A 1,177-nucleotide genomic window follows, 5' to 3' on the forward strand; every position below is an offset into this window, starting at 1 on the left:
CAAGACCGCCCGGCAGCGCAATCCGCTTCGATGGAAGGGCCGCACGCGAAACTGGCAGCGTGTAGATGCCGTGCATCTGAACCCGGATCGCATTGACAACCAGGATGTCGCTCCGCAACGCCCTAACCAGGAGAGAAAGGCCGCCTGAAATTTATTCGTTGAGGCGACAACTAGCTTGAAAATTTCCGGTCTGTTAGCCTTGAGCTTTTGGCCTCTTTTGAATTCCGAGTGGGTGGTGTTGGCGGGTCAAGGGCGGGCGTGAGCCCGGCGCAGCGAACCCTTGAGGCGCCGTGAATCGATAAGCTGGCACATGGCTGGTTGCGGCAGAATGCGGCAACCAGCCATGCGAGACGAAGCGAACATGACGAATCAACTCTTTGAAGCCGCCTTGGGAATCAAGGCCCCGTGGTACGTGCAAGGCGTCGACTTCGACACGGCCAAACGGCAGCTCACGATTGCCGTGGACTTTGTCGCGGGCAGCCGCTTCGCCTATCCCGGTGTCGCCGGCGAGCACCCGGTGCATGACACGCAAATCAAGCGGCTGCGACACCTGAACTTCTTTCAACATGAGTGCTATCTCGAGGTGCGGGTGCCGCGCGTGAAGCTGCCGGACGGCGCGGTGCGGCTGGTCGAGCCGGATTGGGTCGGCCAGCTCGACGGCTTTACCTTGCTGTTCGAAGCGCTGGTGCTGATGCTGGCGCAGCAGATGCCGTTTGCCGCCGTGGCACGCATCGTCAATCTGTCGTGGCACCGGGTGCATGCCATCTGTTCGCGCTATGTGGAACTCGCGCTTGCGTCGGCCGACCTGTCGGACGTGACGACGGTGGCGATTGACGAAACCTCGTACCGGCGTGGCCATGAGTATCTGACGCTGGTCGCCGACATGCAGGCGCGCCGTGTCGTGTTCGTCACACCCGGGCGTGACGCGAAGACGATTGAAGGCTTCGCGGCCCATCTGAGCCAACACCACGGCACGCCCGAGCAAGTCACCTCGGTGAGCATTGACATGTCGCCGGCGTTCATCAAGAGCTCTGGCCGGGATTCGTGAATATCTGAAGCTTAAGAGTGTACTAAACCGCTGACGCGGTAGTGGGAGGTAGGCACAGGTCCGTGGCTGACGTTTCATGAAGAGGGTTGTCTGGCGCTGAACCCCGGCGAGGTGGTGAGTGGTACCGCC

Annotated in this window: 1 pseudogene; it reads left to right on the forward strand. The window is 61.1% G+C overall.

Annotation, left to right across the window (positions count from 1 at the left end):
• Nucleotides 1-361: 361 nt before the first annotated feature.
• A pseudogene (locus tag KHO31_RS38980) lies at nucleotides 362-1,027 on the forward strand (helix-turn-helix domain-containing protein); the annotation flags it as partial.
• Nucleotides 1,028-1,177: the final 150 nt, after the last annotated feature.

Origin of the sequence: Paraburkholderia domus (genome assembly GCF_905220705.1) — a bacterium.
Taxonomy (GTDB): domain Bacteria; phylum Pseudomonadota; class Gammaproteobacteria; order Burkholderiales; family Burkholderiaceae; genus Paraburkholderia; species Paraburkholderia domus.